Source organism: Corynebacterium sputi DSM 45148 (assembly GCF_000427865.1).
GTDB classification, from domain to species: domain Bacteria; phylum Actinomycetota; class Actinomycetes; order Mycobacteriales; family Mycobacteriaceae; genus Corynebacterium; species Corynebacterium sputi.
In genome coordinates, this window is sequence record NZ_ATYV01000005.1 from 36694 (window position 1) to 50533 (window position 13840).

General features: G+C 61.4%; 13 protein-coding genes. 10 read left to right on the forward strand and 3 right to left on the reverse strand.

Features of this window, described 5'->3' with window-relative positions:
* The first annotated feature begins 24 nt into the window (after positions 1-24).
* The 3 genes from YWU_RS17845 (at position 25) to YWU_RS0104055 (ending at position 1923) form a co-directional block, all read left to right on the forward strand.
* Positions 25-192: a DUF3117 domain-containing protein gene (locus YWU_RS17845; RefSeq protein ID WP_084141741.1), complete on the forward strand. Its 168-nt coding sequence runs from the start codon at positions 25-27 to the stop codon at positions 190-192.
* Positions 193-300: 108 nt separating this feature from the next.
* Positions 301-1170, forward strand: coding sequence for a methyltransferase domain-containing protein (locus YWU_RS0104050; protein ID WP_027019456.1), 870 nt, complete (start codon positions 301-303; stop codon positions 1168-1170).
* Between the two features lie 78 nt (positions 1171-1248).
* Positions 1249-1923 (forward strand): hypothetical protein, encoded by a 675-nt coding sequence (locus YWU_RS0104055; protein WP_156892708.1) that lies wholly within the window; start codon positions 1249-1251, stop codon positions 1921-1923.
* Here YWU_RS0104055 and YWU_RS0104060 read toward each other — a convergent pair.
* On the reverse strand, positions 1920-2528 hold the full coding sequence (locus YWU_RS0104060; RefSeq protein ID WP_084141771.1) for an O-methyltransferase: 609 nt from the start codon (positions 2526-2528) through the stop codon (positions 1920-1922). The two genes, YWU_RS0104055 and YWU_RS0104060, sit on opposite strands and share 4 nt — an antisense overlap.
* Before the next feature lie 218 nt (positions 2529-2746).
* Between YWU_RS0104060 and sigE the strand changes: the two genes are divergently transcribed.
* From sigE to YWU_RS17410, 5 genes are all read left to right on the forward strand, one after another.
* Positions 2747-3334 (forward strand): RNA polymerase sigma factor SigE, encoded by a 588-nt coding sequence (gene sigE, locus YWU_RS0104065; protein ID WP_051260014.1) that lies wholly within the window; start codon positions 2747-2749, stop codon positions 3332-3334.
* A gap of 52 nt (positions 3335-3386) precedes the next feature.
* Entirely contained in the window at positions 3387-3740 is a 354-nt protein-coding gene (locus YWU_RS18765; protein ID WP_027019460.1) for a zf-HC2 domain-containing protein, read from the forward strand.
* Entirely contained in the window at positions 3737-5125 is a 1389-nt protein-coding gene (locus tag YWU_RS15085; protein WP_051260015.1) for a S1C family serine protease, read from the forward strand. Before YWU_RS18765 ends, YWU_RS15085 begins: the two co-directional genes overlap by 4 nt.
* 53 nt (positions 5126-5178) lie before the next feature.
* Positions 5179-5673: a Sec-independent protein translocase protein TatB gene (gene tatB, locus YWU_RS17405; RefSeq protein WP_051260016.1), complete on the forward strand. Its 495-nt coding sequence runs from the start codon at positions 5179-5181 to the stop codon at positions 5671-5673.
* A 190-nt stretch (positions 5674-5863) separates the two neighbouring features.
* A complete protein-coding gene (locus YWU_RS17410) occupies positions 5864-7606 on the forward strand; it encodes an HNH endonuclease signature motif containing protein (protein ID WP_051260017.1) in 1743 nt (580 codons plus the stop codon).
* Here the strand turns inward: YWU_RS17410 and YWU_RS0104100 are convergent.
* Positions 7590-8726 carry an Mrp/NBP35 family ATP-binding protein gene (locus tag YWU_RS0104100; RefSeq protein WP_027019463.1) on the reverse strand — a complete coding sequence of 379 codons (1137 nt, stop codon included), beginning with the start codon at positions 8724-8726 and terminating at the stop codon, positions 7590-7592. The two genes, YWU_RS17410 and YWU_RS0104100, sit on opposite strands and share 17 nt — an antisense overlap.
* Before the next feature lie 128 nt (positions 8727-8854).
* Here YWU_RS0104100 and YWU_RS0104105 point away from each other — a divergent pair, with 128 nt between their 5' ends.
* Both YWU_RS0104105 and YWU_RS15100 read left to right on the forward strand, forming a co-directional pair.
* Positions 8855-9328 carry a YflT domain-containing protein gene (locus YWU_RS0104105; RefSeq protein ID WP_027019464.1) on the forward strand — a complete coding sequence of 158 codons (474 nt, stop codon included), beginning with the start codon at positions 8855-8857 and terminating at the stop codon, positions 9326-9328.
* Positions 9325-10002 (forward strand): glycine betaine ABC transporter substrate-binding protein, encoded by a 678-nt coding sequence (locus tag YWU_RS15100; protein WP_084141744.1) that lies wholly within the window; start codon positions 9325-9327, stop codon positions 10000-10002. The genes YWU_RS0104105 and YWU_RS15100 overlap by 4 nt, the downstream gene beginning before the upstream one ends.
* A 61-nt stretch (positions 10003-10063) precedes the next feature.
* On the opposite strand, the gene YWU_RS0104115 is transcribed toward YWU_RS15100, so the two are convergent.
* On the reverse strand, positions 10064-13774 hold the full coding sequence (locus YWU_RS0104115; protein WP_027019465.1) for a multifunctional oxoglutarate decarboxylase/oxoglutarate dehydrogenase thiamine pyrophosphate-binding subunit/dihydrolipoyllysine-residue succinyltransferase subunit: 3711 nt from the start codon (positions 13772-13774) through the stop codon (positions 10064-10066).
* Positions 13775-13840: the final 66 nt, after the last annotated feature.

Sequence of the window (13840 nt, forward strand, 5' to 3'; positions counted from 1 at the left end):
GCCCGAGACATAAGGAGTGTGCCAATGGCAGCGATGAAGCCCCGCACCGGAGACGGTCCCTTGGAGGCCGTCAAGGAAGGGAAGAAGATCGTGATGCGGGTTCCCGCGGACGGAGGCGGCCGCCTCGTCGTGGAGATGACTCCGGACGAAGCTTCTGCGCTTGGCGCGGCGCTCAGTGCGGTTGAATCCTGACCGTGTCTCTGGCGGCCCACCGAACTGTTCGGTGGGCCGCCGCCGTATATCTGGCCCCGGGCAGGTACGATTACGCCGGATTACCGCCCCTGATTTCTAGGAGATACCGTGCTCGCCGATGTCATTGATGTTCTCGCCGACCCCATCGACGGCACGCCGCTGATGCAGGGGGATCCGGAGTGGGCGACCATCAAGTCCGGCTCGGGTCATAGTTACGACGTTGCACGTCAGGGGTACGTCACTCTCGCCGGTGGCGCTGGCCTGCGCTACACCGGTGATGACGCGAACATGATCTCTGCCCGCGAGACGTTCCTCTCTGGCGGTCACTACGCCCCGTTTGTCGAGGCAGTCACGGCCAATGTTCTTAACGCGCTTGACGACGCCGAGGTTGCAGACGACGCCCACCCCGCCATCTGCGAGGTCGGCGCTGGTACCGGTTACTACCTGGCACACACGCTCGATGGCGTGGCCGGAGCCAGGGGAGTGGGCATCGATGTCTCCGTGCCTGCGGCTAAGCGCCTTGCGAACTGCCATCCCCGTGTCGGCGCCGTAGTTGCCGACGCGTGGGCACGGATGCCGCTTCGCGACGGATCTATCGACGCAATCACCGTCGTCTTCGCACCACGCAATGCTGAAGAATTTGCTCGTGTGCTCAAGCCGAAGGGCCAGGTTGTTGTGCTCACGGCTGCTCCGGGGCACCTCGGGGAGCTTCGATCCCCGCTGGGTATCATTGACGTGGAAAAGGGCAAGGTTGAGCGCATGATCACCCAGGCTCAGGGCCATCTAGAGCCGGTTGGAGATCCCGAGCTGGTCGAATTCCCGATGCTGCTGGACCAGGCAGCGATCGCAGCCCAGATCGGCATGAGCCCGTCTGCCCGTCACATCCACCCGGACGTCTTGGCGGAGCGTATCGCCGCACTTCCGCCGCAGATGGAAATCACTGCGCGTACTCACGTGACGCGTTTGGGTCGCGCTTGATTCAGCCCTCGCCAAAATAGTTTTAATCGGGTGTAACTTCCTGGGTATTTTATAAGGGAATGTAGTTTAATAACTGGCATGCCTTCATTAGCCGCCCGTGGAAAAACTGCCGCGGCTGTGACCGCAGTATCGTTGCTGGCCTTGGTGGGTTGCACCAATGACAACCGCGATGAGGATGATTCCTTCTCTATTCCGCGTAGCGATTATCCCAGGGATATTGAATTAACCTCTGGCGGAACAGATTTGGCGCTTGGGGAGGAGGCGACGGTCGTTATTCAGGGCAATGTCGACAATGGTGGGGAGGGGACAATCGGCTTCTGGAGGCTGAATGTCACTGAACTGCGACAGGTCAGTCAAGGGGAGGTGCGCGAGCGCCTCGGCGGCGACTTGTCTTCCCTCAATGAGCTCCCTCAGCAGTTCATTTGCATCGATTACACCTACGAGCTTCTCGGCACGTCCGGCAACACCAGTGGCGCCGTCCCGCTGCCGGCAATTACTCCGATGGATGACAAGGACGAGCAGGGCAACGTCACTCGCTTCTTCAATGCCGCGGCAGCATGCGGTGTAGACGAAATTGAAGGCGCGCCGGAAGAGGGCACCACCTACAACGGTGCTTACCTGAGCTTTAAAGCAACTCCAGGGACGATGGACGAGGTAACCGATCCGGTCGGCGCCAAGTTCACCTATGGCACAAATGTGCTCTCGGATCACGAGGCAGGGCAGCAGCCTGCCCGCACGGTTACCTGGCGTTAGCCCCTCTTGTGTAGAACCGTCGCGCCAGCCCCGATCGGCAGGCGTGCGACGGTGACATCTGCAGTTTCTAGGAGCGTAGCGTCGGCTTCGCGTGCGGCTACGGTCATGCGGTCGGTTCGCGTGTCGTCGCCGATGGTGCCGTCGAGAAGCGTATCGGGGAAGACCAGGACGCCGCCCGGGTTGAGCAGCGGCAGCGCGAGATCGCGGATCGCGACGAGGTCACTCGGTGCAGCCTCGACATAGATGAGGCTGTAGGAGTTCGGAGCGAGCCGCTCCATGACGTCGAGTGCGCGGGCCGGCAGGAACCGGTAGCGGCTAGGGCCATACCCGGCAACGCGGAACGCTTCCTTCGCCAGGCGCTGATGCTCGGTGTCCGGATCGATACAGCTCAGGTGTCCGTTCTCCGGCATTCCAGCGAACAGATGTAGCCCTACGACACCAGAAGCCGGGGTCACCGCGATGCACTGCGCGACCTCGTTTCCTGCCCGGGACCATCCGGTGGCCAGCGAGGCGAGGAGTTTCAATGCCTCCCCCGTAGCTGCGTCCGGAACTGACAAATCTAATTCCGAGGCATCCGCGCGTGCGGCGTCCAAGCCCTCATCCATGGCGGGGGTGGTGGCGATATATGCGTTGATGGCGTCTCCGGAAATAGTCACGAGGCAATTCTATGCAATTCCCAGGTGTTTGATGGCGCGCGGGTTAAAAAACATGCCAGTTCGCCGGTTCCATTGAGTAATTTTGCCATGAAAGTTAATGTGGTGGGCAACACTTCACAGTGAATTTTCAGGAGACCATCAATGGCAGCCAAGGCGGGTCGGGAAGGATGCTCCCTATGGGCGAATCGGACAGCACCCTCAACGGCACCGCCGCATTTGATGCAGGCCATGGGGACATGCCTTCTTGGGCGGAGCTAGTCGAGCAGCACGCGGACGGGGTGTACCGCCTCGCGTATCGGTTGACGGGAGACACGCATGATGCGGAAGACCTCACACAGGAGACCTTTATGCGTGTGTTCCGGTCCCTGAAGAGCTACCGGCCGGGAACGTTCGAAGGATGGCTTCACCGCATCACGACCAACCTCTTCTTGGATTTGGCTCGCCATCGCAGTGCGATTCGCATGGAGGCCCTGCCGGAAGATTACGACCGAGTCCCGGGCACCTCACCGACACCGGAGCAAGTGTGGGATGACACGAACTTGGACCCAGACTTGGATGCCGCGATGGCTAACCTCAAGCCGGAATATCGTGCGGTGGTTGTTCTTTGCGACGTCGTGGGGCTGACCTACGAAGAGATTTCCGAGACGCTGGGCCTGAAGATGGGTACCGTCCGTTCCCGCATCCACCGGGCCCGTTCTGAATTGCGTGACCACCTCGAGGTTGCTGAGAAGTCGGCCGCCACCGTCACTGCTTAGGCGGGTACTCTCAGGGGCAGATAGTTGTCCGTGCAGTGAGGAGGTTCACAGAATGTCCGGCTCGGAGAGTTCTTTCTCCTCGACCGATCATCTGGGGCATGAGGCGATCGCGGCGTACGTTGACTCGGAACTGGCGCCTACGGCTACCCTTCGCGCAGAGACGCATCTCGCGGCGTGCGAGGAGTGTCGCTTGGCGGTAGTGCGTCAAAGACAAGCTTCCCGACGACTTCGTAACTCCGGCGAACTCCACATCCCCACCGAGCTTCGTGCAAAGCTCGCTTCATTGGGTGTCGGTGGAGTGGGGGACGGTCCTGATGCGCGTAACCTGGCTCGGCGGGCGCCTGATTCATTGACAGCGTCGCTGGAGTCGATGTGGAGGAATATCCGGAAGATGAAGAAGAAATGAGCGATCGGTCGCCGTTCTCGCGTCCGGACGGCGTCCACGGCGGTGTCGACCCTGAATCCAGGCCGGACATGTCCGTTGACGTGGGCGTTCCCGTCACCGCAGACCCTTCATTTGCACCGCGTCCGGGTGAATCGGGCTTGCAGGAACCGCCGGTCATTCACGACTGGTCTGCTGATTCCGCTGCAGCCTACGACCCCTGGGATGACCCGTCTGCGCCCATGGTTACCGGTGAGCCAGCGATACTTCCTGAAACACCCGTCGAAACCCCCGCTGTTCCCGTTCCACGCGTCGACGTCCGAGAGGCCGTCTTCGGGCGTGTTATTCCGTGGCGCCATGTCGCGCTAGTGTCCGCTGTCGTGCTGGCGTTGGGTGGAATCGGAGGGTACGTCGGGGGGCGTCTTGGAGGCTGGGACCGCTCTGAGGGCCAACGCGTTGAGCTAGTGCAGGAAGAAGGGCGTCCGGCCGAGACACTCATTGGCGACATCGCAGACACCGTTCAGCCGGCTGTGGCATCAATCCGAGTTGGAGATCCTCGCAATCCTGAGGCCGGTGGCATGGGCTCCGGCTTCGTCATCGACGACCAGGGGCACATACTCACCAATAACCACGTCATCTCCATGGCGGCCAATGACCCTGCCATCGAAGTGCAGGTGCAATTGCAGTCGGCGGACGGTTCTAGGCTGCTGCCTGCACACATTGTAGGCAGAGACACCATGACGGACCTTGCCGTGCTGAAGGTCGACGATGTCGCTGGGCTATCGATCGCAGCTCTTGGAAACTCCGATGAGGTTCGAGTCGGCGATACCGTCGTCGCACTTGGCTCGCCACTGGGTCTTAACCGCACTGTCACTGCAGGAATCGTTTCAGCGACTCAGCGTCCGGTGCGTCTTGCGGGCGAGGGCACTGATACCGACGGCGCGGCTGACGCTATCCAGACTGATGCATCGATCAATCCTGGTAATTCCGGTGGTCCGCTCGTGGATGCCCGGGGCGCAGTGATCGGTATCAACACATCGATCTACACGACCTCTGGTGGATCCCAGGGCATTGGGTTCGCGGTTCCCATCAATACCGCCGCCGGCATCGCCGAGCAGATCATTGCTGGTGAAGAACCCGTGCAGCCGACGATCGGTGTCACAGCGACCACGGTCGAGAACGGAATTCTCGCAGGTGCGCAGCTAGCTACCGTCGTGCCGGGAAGCCCGGCTGATCTTGGTGGATTGAGGGAAGGGGACGTCGTGACAGCCATTGGTGGGCGGGAAGTCGGCGGTTCCGATGAACTTCGAGTCGCGATCTGGTCCGCAGGTGCAGATAATGAGGTTCCTTTCCAGTTGATCCGTGATGGTGAGCCCATGGAGCTGCTGATCACACCCTCGATCGACTAAAAGACGGGGGTCCAGGAAGAAATATCCGTCCGACAGGGCTAACATCGGACAACGTGTTCTCCAATGTCGGCTGGGGCGAAATCCTCCTCATTCTCGTAGTGGGCCTGATCCTTATCGGCCCCGAACGGCTCCCGCAGCTCGCTCAAGATGTCCGCGCGCTGATCTTGGCTGCCCGCCGCGTGATTGAGGACGCCCGCAACTCCATTGATACTGAGTTCAAAGATGATCTTGACGAACTCAGAAAGCCTCTTGAAGGTTTCGGAGATCTGCGGAAACTCAATCCGCGGACCGCGATCACCAAGACCCTCTTTGAGGGCGACGACACCTACTTGGACATGCTCTCTGGCAAGCCTGCTGTCGGCGGAGGGAAGGAAGCTACGACTCAGAGTTCTGCGGGCACCGAGCGTAGGGCACGAGGCCGTCAAGCTAACCAGGAGTCCGCAGCTCCTGCGGCATCGGAGCCGTACCCCGTGCAGGAGACGCCGGCGGATAAGCCGCCGGCAAACAAGAGCACTCCGACCTCATGGGTTGACGACGACGTTCTATAAGACTTCGTAATCACGCGCGCTGCTGGAATTCTGATGGATTCCTGCAGCGCTCTTCGTTTATCTCCAGGTGAACTGTTTCGAAACTTTTGGCGAACGATGGCTCTGGCCTCTTGTTATGGGCGCCCGATCCTGCAATAGTCGAACTTGAGTTCGATAAGTTCGAAGCTCAAAGATCGGGAGGAGAGGGGCCATGACCACTGACACGTCGACCATAAGCCGTCTGTTTGAAGCAGCACTGCGTGATGATGCCCCGAAGTGGGGTCATGAGAATGATTCTGCTCGTGCGGCCGCAGGCCGTGCCCGAAACCGTGCCGAATTGGCGGTGGCGGAACTGAGTGTGTGCGCCATGGAAGATGATGCCCGCCACCACACCACCTGTGTGGTCGCGGACCTCGGACAAAGTGATGTCGTTGCACGGGAGTACCGGAAGATCGGGCTGATGCTGTCCAGGATGCCTCGTTTGACCGAGGTTTTGACTGTCCGTGGTTTCGTGCCCGTGAAGCTATTGAAGAAGTTGTCCGTCGCCACCTACCCCGTGGCAGAAGAGCTGTTCGGTGAACTAGAACCCCCGCTTCTCGAGGCATTGCTGCCTCGGGTGGACAAGTTGGCAATGCCAGAGTGGAACGAGCTGTTTCCGGCCGTGCAGGCTGCTATCGATGGTGTCCAACATGAGGCTCGACCCGTAGATCTTGCGGGTCCTCCTACTCCTGAAGTCGTTGAGGAGACCTTCCGGTACCGCACTCCGGAATATCCCGAGAAGGCGGCGCGGATCAGTCTTGCTCTTGAGCCGTCGCATGCAGAAGAGGTCAACCGAGTCATTTCTACGATTGCGGCGACTGAGGACTGTGATAACACTGCGGCGTTCATGAGATTGGTGCGTGGCACTGCTGACGTCGGCGTGAACTTGCATCTCTACCGCAGCGTCGACGGGGGAGCGGTTTACATGCCGGGAGTTGGACCTTTGTCTGATGTCGTGGCCGAGGAATACCTGTCCATGGTCACGTCAGTTGACTGCGTAGCTCCGTCGGCAACGGCGAGCTACGCCTCTACCCCGAGCCAGAAGGCGTACGTGATGGGACGCGACGGGGTATGCATGTTTCCTGGATGCGGACGATCCGCGGCAGCGGCGGACATGGATCACGTCACCAACTTCGACGAAGGAGGACCGACTACCACCGACAATCTTCACGCGCTTTGTCGGCGTCACCACAATGAAAAGACCAAGGGACTGTGGGACGTAACCCGGTCGTTGTCCGGAACCGAATACTGGACCTCGAATACCACCGGAGCGGAGGTGTCGACCCTGCCGACTGGACCAGTCAGCCACCCCGGAGCCGTGCCGTTCTCTGCTGGGGTCCGCAAGGCAGGCAAGTTGCGTGCAGAACACAACGAACTCCGAGATCGCGTCCGGGCCGAAGTACGGGACAAGGTCGCACGGGCGCGGAGGGTTCAGCCCGTCGTTCGGATGCTTCAACAGATGCGAATCATGTCACCGGAGGAATCCCCGGAATCCTTGATCAAGTCCGTCACCAAGGCTGAAGCCGAAGCCGCTGTACGGGCCTCGCGTCAGCGTGCCGATGCTCGGATGAAACTGCAGGAGATCAAGGTCCGGAAGTATCGTGCCCAGGCATCGTCCACCGAACCGATTAAGGATCCTCCGTCCCCGACGGCAGGACCTGCGGACCAGCTCCTCGAGATCATGCAGGTCTACCTGAATGAGCGTGACCCGTTCGGTGCGCTGTCATCGATCGGTCGTCTTTTGGCTGACCTCGACCCCGATCAGATCAAGGCTTGGGAGAACCCTGAGTCTCCCCGTTTCACTGATCCGTCACCGATGGCGCAGCGGGTCCGCGAACACCGAGCGACCATGTTTCTACGGAAGAGCCGCCGAATGAGAGCGAAGAAGAAACGCGCGACTAGTCGCGGGAGGTGACACCAAGTCCGAGGGGCTTACCCGCCAGCGAGTCGCGGCGGACGTAGAGCTTGTCCGCGACAGCGTTGAGGGCTGCGCCTGCGCCGCTCTCGGGTTCGCCGATGGCGATCGGGGTTCCGGCGTCTCCACCTTCGCGGAGACGAACGTCGAGGGGGATTTGGCCCAAGAGCGGAACCTCATCACCGGTGATCTCAGTGAGTCGGTCTGCAACGGTGCGGCCGCCGCCTTCGCCGAAGACGTCCATGCGGGAGCCGTCGGGAAGCTCCATCCACGACATGTTTTCGATGACCCCCGCGACCTTCTGCTTGGTCTGCAGCGAGATGGTGCCGGCGCGCTCGGCGACCTCCGCGGCAGCCTGCTGCGGAGTGGTGACAACGAGGATCTCGGCACCGGGCACGAGCTGCGCGACGGAAATGGCGATATCGCCGGTTCCCGGCGGCAGGTCGAACAGCAGGACGTCCAAGTCGCCCCAGAAGACGTCCGCGAGGAACTGCTGGATCGCGCGGTGCAACATCGGTCCACGCCAGACCACAGGTGCGTTGTCATCGACGAAGTGACCGATGGAGATCAACGAGACGCCGTGGGCCTGCGGCGGCATGATCATGTCGTCGACCTGATGCGGCTTGTCCGTTGAACCCATCATGTGGGGGATGGAGTGGCCGTAGATGTCGGCGTCGAGGATGCCGACCTTGAGGCCACGAGCGGCCAGGGACGCGGCGAGGTTCACGGTAACTGAGGACTTGCCGACACCACCCTTGCCAGAGGCGACCTGGAAGACACGCGTTCGGGACTCCGGCTGAGCGAACGGAATCACGGGCTCGGCGGAGCTGCCACGCACGGCGTTGCGGAAATCGCGGCGCTGTTCGTCATTCATCACGTCGGTGGTGACGGAAACCTCACCAACACCGTCGATGCCGCGGACGGCTTTTGCGGTGTTTCCGGTAATGGTTTCGCGCATCGGGCATGCAGCGATGGTCAGGTAGACCTCCACCGCCACGTCGTTGTTCTCGGCGATGGAGATGGATTTAACCATCCCGACCTCGGTAATCGGGCGGCGGACTTCCGGGTCCTCGACGGTGTCGAGAGCGCTACGGACCTGGGCTTCGGTAATCGTTGACATCGACAATCATCCTAACCCCAAGTAGTTGATATCCCCACGTCAGGGCAGACGGAACATTCTCGCTGAATGAGCCGTTATATCTTAGGAACAAGTGTCCACCGTCTTTCAGGAGAATCGAAACCTTAACCATGGCCAGTTCCTCTCCGGCAGCCCGCACGACCCCGAAGCCCCCGGAGGGGTGGCCGGTCGGTAGTTTCCCCACGTACGAGAAGGCTCAGGCCGCGATCGAGAAACTCTCGAAGGTGGATGATTTCCCCGTCGATGAATTGACGATTGTGGGTGTGAATCTGATGCAGGTGGAGCGGGTCGTCGGGAGGCTGTCGTGGGGGAAGATCCTCGGCGGCGGCATCGCTTATGGCTTGGCTTTGGGTGTGTTCTTCGGTTTGCTCCTGGGGCTGTTCCAGGAAGACTGGATTTCCCCATTGATAGTCGGCGCAGGCATGGGCATGGTCTTCGGCATGGTGTCGGCCGGAGTGCCGTATGCGATGTCGAAGAGTCAACGTGATTTCGCGTCGACGACGCAGATCGTGGCTGGTCGTTATGACGTGTTGTGTAAACCCGCTAATGCGGCAAAGGCACGTGACGTCTTGGCAGGTGGATGATGAAGCGCGCGGCGGTTGCACTTGTTGCTCTGGGCGCCTTAACTGCTTGCTCGAGCCAGGAGCCTTTGCCGGATCAGCCGATGGAGCAGCAGGAACCAATCATCGTTGGTGCGAACGGCAACATTCCGGAACAGCGTGTTCTTGCGGACTTGTACGCCGGCGCTTTTGACCGAGTCGGCCGAGAAGCGTCCACCGATCTTGAGATTGCCGTCGATGACCGCGTTGACGCCGTACGAATGGGACAGGCCACGGTGTCCTTCGGATGTACCGGTGAACTACTCCAGCGCCTCAACCCTGACGAAGCGGCGACGCTCCACGAGGAGTACGCCGCGGACGATAACCCGAACAAGGCTTCGGACCCTGAGTGGCGCGACCGCGTCTACGACGCGATGAGCCGGTCATTCCCGGGCGATGTCATGGCCACTGACCCGTCCAACGCACAGGCGTGTGGCTGGCTCGCCGACGATAACGAGGATTACCTGCCCCAACACCTCGTCCCGTTCTACAAGAAGCCGGCGCTGGATCGGCACCAGCGAGTGGAAGTCCTCAACCGTCTCGCAGGGTCCATCTCCACCTCTGAGATAGATGAGATGAACGAGGAATACTCCGATGGCGAAGCGCCGGAGGAGATCGCATCTGAGTGGCTCGGCAGCAGTCGATTCGCTACGGGATAAAAACCCGCATTACGACGCAAAGAACCCGGCCCCCACATGGGAGCCGGGTTCTTTCAGCCGGTTATTTCTGGAACGCTTCTTCCAGCAGTGCCTTCTCCTCGATCGCGTGAACCTTGGCGACACCGGTGGCGGTGGACGACTGGGCGCGACGGGAAATTCGGGTGATGCGCGGCAGGTCAGGCAGCAGCTCCGGGAGCTGCAGTGCCAGGAACGGCCACGGGCCCTGGTTGGCAGGCTCGTCCTGCACCCAACGGAGGTTCTCGTAGTTCGGGTAGGACTCGAGGGTCTCGCGGATGCGGTTGAACGGCACCGGGTGGAGCATCTCCACGCGGACGATAGCGACGTCGTCGCGGCCGTCCTTCTCCTTCTTCGCGGCGAGATCGTAGTAGATCTTGCCGGAGCACATCAGAACAGTCTTGACCTTGGAGCGGTCGCCACCCTGCTTGCTGAAGGTCGGGTCGTCGAGGACGGACTCGAACTTGGTCTTCTCGGTGAAGTCCTCCACCGGGGAGACCGCTGCCTTGTTGCGCAGCATCGATTTCGGGCTGAAGATCACCAGTGGGCGGTGCAGGTCCGAGTTAATGTGGCGGCGCAGCAGGTGGAAGTAGTTCGCCGGATCCGTCGGCTGAGCCGCGGTGAACGAACCTTCAGCGCACAGCTGCAGGAAGCGCTCGATGCGGGCGGAGGAGTGATCCGGGCCCTGGCCCTCGTAGCCGTGCGGCAGGAGGAGGATCAGCTTGGAAGTCTGACCCCACTTGGCCTCACCGGAGGAGACGTACTGGTCGATGATGGTCTGCGCGCCGTTGGCGAAATCACCGAACTGTGCCTCCCAGACGACGGTCGCGTCCGGATTGCCGAGGGTGTAGCCGTACTCGTAGCCCATGCCTGCGAACTCGGTCAGTGCCGAGTTGTAGATCATGAACTTTCCGCCGTTGCCCTGGTTCTTGGCGTAGGTGTCCAGCGGGCTGTACTCGTTGCCGGTTTCCGGGTCGACGAGGACCGCGTGACGCTGGGTGAAGGTGCCGCGGCGGACATCCTCACCTGCGAAGCGGACAATGGAGCCTTCGCCGGCCACGGAACCGAGAGCGAGGAGCTCTGCGGTTGCCCAGTCGACGTCACCCTTGGTGGTGGAGTCTGCGCGCTTCTTAGCCATCGGGCGGAGGCGCTTGTGCAGCGTGAATCCCTCCGGGACGTTGGCGTAGGTAGCGCCAAGCTCTGCCATGGTGGCCTTGGAGAGGCTGGTGTCCATGCCGTGGGGGAGCGGCTGGGAACCGGTGATACCGGTCTGCTGCTCCGGGGTCATGGTGTCCTTACCCGCACGGACCTGGTTGAACGTGGATTCCATCTGGTCGTGGAAGTCGCGGCGTACTGCCTCAACCTCTTCCTCAGACAGGTCGCCACGGCCGATCAGGTTGTTGGTGTACTGCTCACGCACCGACTCCTTCTCGTCGATGATGCGGTACATCTCCGGCTGAGTGATCGACGGATCGTCGGCCTCGTTGTGGCCACGCTTGCGGTAGGTGACCAGGTCGATGAAGACGTCCTTGCCGAAGCGGTTGCGGTACTCGACGGCGAGCTTGCCGACCCACACGACTGCTTCCGGGTCATCGCCATTGACGTGGAAGACCGGGCAACCGTAGGCCTTAGCCAGGTCGGTGCAGTAGTAGGAGGAGCGGCCGGAGTCCGGAGCGGTGGTGAAGCCGATCTGGTTGTTGACCACGATGTTGATGGTGCCGCCGACCTTGTAGCCGCGCAGGCCCATCAGGTTGAGGGTCTCCTGGACCACGCCGAGGCCGGAGAAGGCTGCGTCGCCGTGGAGGACCATCGGCATGATGGTGTAGCCCTCGTCGCCGAGGTCGAGGATGTCCTGCTTGGCGCGGGACATACCGACGACGACCGGGTTGACTGCCTCCAGGTGCGAGGGGTTGGCGGTGAGGGAGATGTCGATCTCCTCGTCGCCGAACATGCGCAGGTGCTGGCCGGTGGTGCCAAGGTGGTACTTCACGTCGCCGGAGCCACCTGCGGTGGCCGGGTTCATGTTGCCTTCGAACTCGCTGAAGATTTCCGCGAGGGGCTTACCGACGATGTTTGCCAGCACGTTCAGACGGCCACGGTGCGGCATACCGATGACAACTTCGTCGAGGTTCTCCGCAGCAGCGGTGTCGATGGCGGAGTCCATCAGCGGGATCAGAGCCTCAGAGCCTTCGAGGGAGAAGCGCTTCTGGCCGACGTACTTGGTCTGCAGGAAATTCTCGAATGCCTCAGCGGCGTTGAGCTTCTGCAGGATGTACTTCTGCTCAGCGTGCGTCGGGCGGGGCTGGCCCACCTCGATGCGCTCCTGCAGCCACTCGCGCTCGTCGGTGTCGAGGATGTGCATGTACTCGGTGCCGACCTTGAGGCAGTAAGCGTTGCGCAGGCGCGAGAGAACCTCGCGCAGCGTCATCGTTTCCTTGCCACCGAATCCGCCGACGTTGAACTGGCGGTCGAGGTCCCAGAGGGTCAGGCCGTGGGTGGCCAGGTCCAGGTCGCGGTGGTCCGGCTGGATGATGTTCGGGTGATCGAACTGCAGCGGGTTGATGTCGGCGATCAGGTGACCGCGGCTGCGGTACGCCTCGATGAGGCGCATGACGCGGGTGTTCTTGTCGATGCCGGTGTTCGGCAGGTCCTGTGCCCAGCGCATGGGGGTGTAGGGCACGTTCATGGACTCGAAGATCTCGTCCCAGAACAGGTTGTCCGTGAGGAGCTGCGACATCGTGCGCAGGAATTCGCCGGACTCGGCGCCCTGGATGATGCGGTGGTCGTAGGTCGAGGTGACCGTCACGAGCTTCCCGACGCCAACTTCAGCCAAACGATCCGCCGACGCACCAGCGAACTCGGCCGGGTAGTCCATCGAGCCGACGCCGATGATGGCGCCCTGGCCCTTGGTCAGACGCGGGACAGAGTGACGCGTGCCGATTCCGCCGGGGTTGGTCAGCGAGATGGTGACACCGGCGAAGTCCTTGCCGGTGAGCTTGCCGACGCGGGCACGGGACACGACGTCCTCGTAGCCGTCGAGGAACTCACGGAAGGTGAGGTTCTCGCACTCGCGGATGGCGGCGACGACGAGGGCGCGGGAGCCATCCTTGGACGGCATATCGATAGCCAGACCAAGGTTGATGTGCTCCGGGGTCACCAGGGTCGGCTTGCCGTCCTTGACCTCGTAGTAGTTGTTCATGTCCGGGTGGATCATGGTCGCCTTGACTAAGGCGTAACCCAGGATGTGGGTGAAGGAGATCTTGCCGCCGCGGTGACGTGCGAGGTGCTCGTTGATCATCGAGCGGTTCTCGAACATCAGACGCGCCGGCATGTCCCGCACGGAAGTTGCCGTGGGGATCTCCAGGGAGAGGTCCATGTTCTTGGCGATCGCCTTGGCGATGCCCTTCAACTGGGTGTCGCCGGCCTCCGGTGCGGTGGCTTCATCAGCCTTGTCCATCGGGGAGGTGGACTTGCGTCGTGGCTTGGGCTTTTCGGTGATGTCCGAGGACTCGGCCACGTTGGCTTGCTTCCGTTCCGCGGTATCGAGGAGCTTCGTCTCCGTCGGCTTATTGGCCGCTGCCTTTTTGGGGGTGGCCTGCTGTGCGGCGGGTGCCGCCGCCTTGGATTCGCTCTTCGGAGAGTTTTTGGTGAAGTAATCCCGCCACTCTTGGTCGAGGGACTGGGGGTCGTTCTTGAACTGCTGGTACATCTCGTCAACCAGCCATTCATTCTGACCGAAGCTCATGTCGCTGCTCACGGCAGGTTCTCGCCTCATTTCCTGTTCGCTTCTGCGTTTGTTCGCGGACGAACCGCGTGAGATTGT

Excerpts from the sequence above, each read along its gene's own strand:
- YWU_RS17845 (WP_084141741.1), top strand. The coding sequence starts at position 25 with ATGGCAGCGATGAAGCCCCGCACCGGAGACGGTCCCTTGGAGGCCGTC.
- YWU_RS0104055 (WP_156892708.1), top strand. The coding sequence starts at position 1,249 with ATGCCTTCATTAGCCGCCCGTGGAAAAACTGCCGCGGCTGTGACCGCA.
- YWU_RS0104060 (WP_084141771.1), bottom strand. The coding sequence starts at position 2,528 with ATGGATGAGGGCTTGGACGCCGCACGCGCGGATGCCTCGGAATTAGAT.
- sigE (WP_051260014.1), top strand. The coding sequence starts at position 2,747 with ATGCTCCCTATGGGCGAATCGGACAGCACCCTCAACGGCACCGCCGCA.
- YWU_RS18765 (WP_027019460.1), top strand. The coding sequence starts at position 3,387 with ATGTCCGGCTCGGAGAGTTCTTTCTCCTCGACCGATCATCTGGGGCAT.
- YWU_RS15085 (WP_051260015.1), top strand. The coding sequence starts at position 3,737 with ATGAGCGATCGGTCGCCGTTCTCGCGTCCGGACGGCGTCCACGGCGGT.
- YWU_RS17410 (WP_051260017.1), top strand. The coding sequence starts at position 5,864 with ATGACCACTGACACGTCGACCATAAGCCGTCTGTTTGAAGCAGCACTG.
- YWU_RS0104100 (WP_027019463.1), bottom strand. The coding sequence starts at position 8,726 with ATGTCAACGATTACCGAAGCCCAGGTCCGTAGCGCTCTCGACACCGTC.
- YWU_RS0104105 (WP_027019464.1), top strand. The coding sequence starts at position 8,855 with ATGGCCAGTTCCTCTCCGGCAGCCCGCACGACCCCGAAGCCCCCGGAG.
- YWU_RS15100 (WP_084141744.1), top strand. The coding sequence starts at position 9,325 with ATGATGAAGCGCGCGGCGGTTGCACTTGTTGCTCTGGGCGCCTTAACT.